Origin of the sequence: Acinetobacter sp. AL9 (genome assembly GCF_041464035.1) — a bacterium.
GTDB lineage: Bacteria > Pseudomonadota > Gammaproteobacteria > Pseudomonadales > Moraxellaceae > Acinetobacter > Acinetobacter towneri.
Window position 1 is genome coordinate 1 of sequence record NZ_JAYFSK010000204.1, and the last position, 310, is coordinate 310.

A 310-nucleotide genomic window follows, 5' to 3' on the forward strand; every position below is an offset into this window, starting at 1 on the left:
CATGGGTAACCCCACACTACCATCAGCGCGAAGAGGTTTCACTTCTGAGTTCGGGAAGGGATCAGGTGGTTCACTCTTGCTATGGTCGCCAGCACAACTGTTATGGACTTGTTCGGGTCTTAGTTACTCTGCTTTCGCATGTAATGCCTTACTTTGTTCCAAATGAGTTATTAACAGGTTGGCTATTGGGTCTGAATTTTATTGTTTAGCGTTAACTAAATCAAGATCAGTCTGAATTGACTGATTGGATTTGAATCGATTGAGCATACAACCCCAACTGTTTGGGTGTTGTATAGTCAAGCCTCACGAG

General features: G+C 43.5%; 1 rRNA gene. It reads right to left on the reverse strand.

Features of this window, described 5'->3' with window-relative positions:
• A 5S ribosomal RNA gene (rrf, locus tag ACEO2X_RS14330) occupies positions 1-93 on the reverse strand; the annotation flags it as partial.
• Positions 94-310: the final 217 nt, after the last annotated feature.